This is a genomic window from Bacillus sp. JJ1503 (assembly GCF_036965125.1).
Taxonomy (GTDB): Bacteria; Bacillota; Bacilli; order Bacillales; family Cytobacillaceae; genus Cytobacillus.
The window spans coordinates 1-5,633 of sequence record NZ_JBALOZ010000248.1 but is presented as its reverse complement, the minus strand read 5'-3'; the positions used below and the strand labels follow the sequence as shown (position 1 = coordinate 5,633).

Sequence of the window (5,633 nt, the reverse complement as noted above, 5' to 3'; positions counted from 1 at the left end):
CGAAAAACCTTTTTTTAATCCAATCTTCTCCCTTCCTCTAGTATTATAGCAAATATTGGATTAATAGGCTTGTTTTTACTGCAACTGTACTACACTTACTCTACTTTTCTATTTCATTACTTCTCATTATCTCTTACAATAGAATTATATATAATAGCCAATGCCAAAAATACCAATTTTTTGAACAAAGGAGAATTTGCAATGAGTAGACAAAAAGCAATTAAAGTAATGAGCGCTTCCTTAATGGCAGCCTCTGCCTTTGTCGCTGCTTCGCCTGCGGGGGCGGCTTCATCGAGCAATGTTAGTAATCTAGTAAAGGAAGCAAAGGATTTAGGAACGATTTTGAAATGGGCGATTTCGATTGAAGGAACTGCCGATGGGAAGACACGTCCATTGGCTGCCTATAATGCTGCCAAGGAAGCATATGACAATGCGGTAAAAGCCGTGATGACTTTGCCCGCTGCCCAAAGGCATACACATTTGGCTGAGCTGGAGCAAAACGTAAAGCTACATATTAACCGAACGATGTGGTATATTGACGCCCTCACTGCCGGCGAAAAAATCATAGAAAAACAATTAGCGCTTACCAATCAACTAGACAGCAACTTGATCAATGATGACACTGAAAAGGCCTACCATGAGCTTTCGGGAGAGATTCGAAAACAAGCACTCCTTTTGGACCGTGTATACGGCCAGTCAACGAGGGAATTAATTCGCTCACAGTATAAATATTCTGCTGAGAAAATTCGCGATAGCGCAAAGTATGCTGTCACAGTCAAAGCCGAAATCGATTTAGCTTCAAAAGCGCTGCTTAATCAAGACAATCTCACTGCTGTAAAGCATATTGAAGAAGCGCGGAAATACTTGATTAATGTCGACAATCCAAGTATCAAAAAAGCATTAGCAGATCATTTTAACCTGATTGCAGAAACTACTATTCCTAAAATAGAAAAAGTAACGGCAGTTGAGCCTAAAAGAATTAAGGTTGAATTTAGCAAGGCGATGATTTCCGGAAATGGGACGAATAGTGCAGAAAACATTTCCAACTACTCCGTTTCTACTAGAACGATTAAAAGTATAATGCTTTCAGATGACAAAAAAAGCGCCATCATCGAATTGCATGATCCACTAAACATAAATTCAAATTATACCGTTACTGCTAAAAAGAATATCCAAACAGAAGATTCTGCTTCTCTAGGTTCTGTCGATTTTGTTGCATCATTCATATTTTCCGATATTGGAAAGCCTGTCGTTAACTCTGTGACAGCAGATTCAAATGGAAACTTGGAATTAAATTTTTCCGAATTGATTTCAGCACTTTCTCCGATTGCGATTACAATTGAAGGAATTGCAGTTTCCTATTCATCATTGTCTAGTGATGCAGATACTGTAATTGTGCCAAAGTCAGAGCTTGATCGAATCGGCTTGCGAAAAGGGTATTACTACTCGATTGTTCTTTCCGGTGCAACAGATCTTGTAAACCCTGCCGCTAATGTGATGGATCCATACCGCGGGACTTTTTTCTATTGACTTTCGAGTCTGTCTCTCCCCGAATTTTCTTGTTTCATAAAGGTTGAAGAGGTATTAGAGATAAAATTAAACGGAAAGTTCTGTTAAAGGTAAAATACTGCAGGACTTTTCCTTTTTTTATGATTAGAATAGGGGAATGATGTGGAAAAAACCAAAGGGACATGTCCCTTATCCATTTCAAGTTTTTATATAAAGAGTGCTATCACAAGCAAAAAAAGAACTAGAGCTGAACTGCCTAGATTCCTAATGCATTAAGTTTAAATCTATTATGCCTATTAATTCAATTGAGACAGACATGGTAAGGTTCTATTCTAACTTGTGCGGAGAATACAATGAAGATAACTCTTTGTAGAATGATGCCAGTACTCCCTTTAAGAAGCTGCTCTTTTTTACAATTAGATTATTTAATATAGGGATTGAATCCGTCTAAGCAGGGGGGTTATATGAATTATTGATGGTGAAGCTCACTGAGCTTTTTCTTGTGCTGTAAGGCTTTCTTAGCAGTAAAGTTTATAGTTTCCTGAGTTTCTACCCAATTCAACTCGAAACCCGCCCATTTTCTTCTACAATCGATCGAGTCTCTCCCCAATAGAATCAAATCTCAGCTCCATCTGATTAGAATGGACTTTAAAGCTTGAAGAATCTCCTTTACAACTGTTTCCTTTTCCACTTTCTTCCCCTCCTTTAATACAGCATTATACTTACGCAAAATTCAATGTCACCATCTGCTAGAAGTTGTGATTATTTCGATAAGATAAGAGACATCTTCGTTGAAATGAATTTTTATGAGGTGGAAGTGTTAAGGTTGAAGTATCCGTATAGTATGGGTTAATTGCGCCAATAAGAAGAAACGAGGCAGGATACGTAACAGTTGAATGCTCAAAATCTAATTGTAATTTTTCCTAATTCAAATGAAATTTCCCGAGGTTTTGGATATGAGCCTCTTCCGACCTATTGCAGCTAATTTGCAGGTTAATAAAAGCTAATGACTTACAGCTGTGCTTTTGTCAACGGTTGGAAGATAGAAGTAAAAATATCGACAAGCAATCTTTAACCACAGCCAAGCAGACCACTCATTAACCATTACGACCGCTAGCAACTGTTATTTCTAAAGGTATTTTGCTCGCTCGTGACCGCATAATATGACAGAAATCCTTTTGAAACTTATAGTTAGGGAGTTTGATTAATTTTATGAGTATTGTGAGTTAATTAAAGAGATGCTTATCCAGGCAAATTATGTGAAACTTCATTTATTTGCTGAACAATAACGCACCCTTACCCCTATCATATTGAAAGGAATATGTGGGTCAAATAGAAGGTATACTTTCTTGAAAGCTAAATCCTTGGCAGCCCAAAGAGAAGGGAGTAATCCATCAACAGCCTCAATCGTGCTATCTAACGACAAGGCACCAATAAATGCCGCTTCTACCCATAGATTTCTCTGCAACAGAGAACGCCTTTTAGTTTCATTAAATCGGATACCACACTACACTCGTGAAACAAGATTCCTATAGGATTAACTAAGCACGGCCCCCTAGTCATATATTAATAAAAAACCTCGAATAGATTCACTTTAGAAGTGTTTTCTATTCGAGGTTTTGAAAACGCTATGTTATTTTAATGGTATTCAAAATAATTGAATCCTTTTCGGAAAATTTTATAGACCAGAAACAGTAATGTTTCCACCTAAACCTAATCCGTGTTGGTTAGTAATACCATTGAACTCTGTTACCACAAAGCTTCCAGCCATAACACTGTTACCACCAGAAATATCTTCAGAAGAACCAAATGTTACTTTAAATCTATTGTTTGCAAGCTCTTCAATCTTAGTACCTAATACACCATCAGTATAAGTTGCAACTGTTCCATCTGCATCTCTTAGTTTAATTGACAGTGTAGATCCTAACTTAATAGTATCTCCTGTAGAAACAGTAAACTCTACAGAATCATTTACATCTAACACGCCAAGTGTACCAACGTTAGTTTTTGCAGTTACAGATGCAGTAAATGCAGCACCTTTTAACCATACTGCAGTTTCATCGCTTGTAATTTCTTGTGAATATGATTGACCTGCAGGAAGCTGGATCGCTTTGAATCCTGCTAATTCATCTTTAACTAAATTAATGTTGCTGTATGTCCAGTTTCCAGATCCATCAACAGTAGTTGTACCATGAAGTTTGTATTTTGAGCTGCTACCAACTCCAGAATCATATCGGTAAACAAATACAGTATAGCCTGCTTGACCTGTTCCATTTAATCTAAATTGCTGATTTGGAGCAACACGGAACGGGTTAGTTTTTGTTGTATCAACACTTGGTGTTGTAATATCTATATCAGACAAAGTCTTTTTAAAGACAATATTGAAATCAGATACGCTAGAAGCAGAGCCTGCATTTTTATATGTTAATAACACTCTATTACCTTTAGCTAAATTATCAGCAAAAGTATCTTGGTTAATCGCAGTACCATGGTCATATAAAGTATCATTTGAATCATAAGAGAAGTAATAATTTGTAGAATTGTAAGTACCCACAAAGTATTTAGCAGCTTTGTCTACATATTGTACTACAACTTCTTTATTTGTAAGTGAGTTTTGATCCTCAGCAACAAAATAAGTTTTGCCAGTTTTTACTTCTTTCTTATTATCTTCTCTAATAAATGTTACTTTACCATTTGTAGCAGAAGAAGATGTAACACGAATTGTAATTTTTCCATCTGCATTTGGTACTACTACAGTATCGGAAGTAGTTGAAACGTTGTTTCCATTAATGGCATCAATTACAATACCATTTTCTGTTTTAATTTTTACTGATCCTCTATATGGAGTTCCATCTGCATTAATAAATGAAGCTGTAAACACACGGCTTGCACCAGTTTTTACATATACTTCAGTATCATTATCAATAGTTGCTGAATTATCAGCAGCCACTGTTTTGACAAATGCATAGTTTGTTTTTACACCTTTATAGTAAAGTGTGTAAGTTTTATTAGCTGCTTGAGAAGTTGTAGTTAAAGTAGCAACTTTTTTATCATCAGATAATTTAACTGCAGTTACTGCTAAATCATTATCGAATGAAAAATGTGATACTGCAACTGCATCTACCACTTTATTAAAGTTAACAGTTACAGTTGTATCATTAACACGTGTTACAGAAACTGGTTGTAATGGAAGTGCAGCTACTGCATCATTTTTGCTCTTAGTTAATTGATCTTTGAAAGTTGCTGAAACTTTTGGAAGGTATTTTTCAGCTTCCGCCATGTAAGATCCAGCTTTTTTCCAATCTTGAGCTTTAGTTGCTTCTGCTACTTTGTCTAAAGCCATTTTAACTGTAACATCATATAATACTGAGTTGAATGCTTTTTCAGCTGGTGCTTTTGTAGCATTACGAATAACATCACGAGTTGATTGACCATACACACGATCAAGTAATGCTGCTTGCTTTTTATATTCTCTAGTAATCTTGTGGTAAGCAGCTTCTACTTTATCAAGATCTTTTGAAGCGATCGCTGCGTTAAGTGCTACTGTGTCAGCAGCAATTTTGTTACCAGCTGTGATTCCATCGATATAAGCCATTGTGCGAGAAATTTGAAGTTCTACAGCTTGTAAACGAGCTGATAAAAGAACCTTCTCAGATCCGCTAGTTTTTGCAACAGCAGCTTGAGCCGCTTTGTTTGCATCTTTAGTAAGATTGTAAAGGCCGTGTGGAGCTGTCTGTCCATCAGCAGTTCCCTCTACAGAAATTGCCCATTTAAGAGCACCTGCTGCGTTTTCAGCAGCTTTCACTAATGCTTCTACGTTTACAGCCGCATCAGCTTGGTTAGCTGGTGCTGCAGCAACGAATGCTGAAGCTGCGATAGCTGTTGATGTTGCTAGTTTAATAGCTTTCTTTTTCATAAACTTGTATTCTCCCTTCATGCTATGTAGTGCATTTTTTTTGTTAGCAATGAATAAACCAATGGTTGTATTTTCCTCTATATCCACCGCTTACCTAACTAGTAAAAAAGTATACCAAACTATTATCTTTTATGCAATAGTTACCAATGTATATTTTTTTTGGTAAGTGAAGATGGGTTTTCCAACTCTGGTTTATATATCATATGAT

The 5,633-nt window shown here is 36.5% G+C and carries 3 protein-coding genes; 1 reads left to right on the top strand and 2 read right to left on the bottom strand.

The window, feature by feature from the left end; genetic code table 11:
• The first annotated feature begins 201 nt into the window (after positions 1 to 201).
• The gene (locus V7149_RS18480; RefSeq protein ID WP_335347067.1) at positions 202 to 1,530 is read left to right on the top strand and encodes an Ig-like domain-containing protein; all 1,329 of its coding nucleotides are present in this window, start codon (positions 202 to 204) and stop codon (positions 1,528 to 1,530) included.
• A 1,246-nt stretch (positions 1,531 to 2,776) separates the two neighbouring features.
• Here the strand turns inward: V7149_RS18480 and V7149_RS18475 are convergent.
• Both V7149_RS18475 and V7149_RS18470 read right to left on the bottom strand, forming a co-directional pair.
• Positions 2,777 to 2,977 (bottom strand): hypothetical protein, encoded by a 201-nt coding sequence (locus V7149_RS18475; protein ID WP_335347066.1) that lies wholly within the window; start codon positions 2,975 to 2,977, stop codon positions 2,777 to 2,779.
• A 210-nt stretch (positions 2,978 to 3,187) separates the two neighbouring features.
• Positions 3,188 to 5,425: a hypothetical protein gene (locus tag V7149_RS18470; protein ID WP_335347065.1), complete on the bottom strand. Its 2,238-nt coding sequence runs from the start codon at positions 5,423 to 5,425 to the stop codon at positions 3,188 to 3,190.
• Positions 5,426 to 5,633 lie beyond the last annotated feature (208 nt).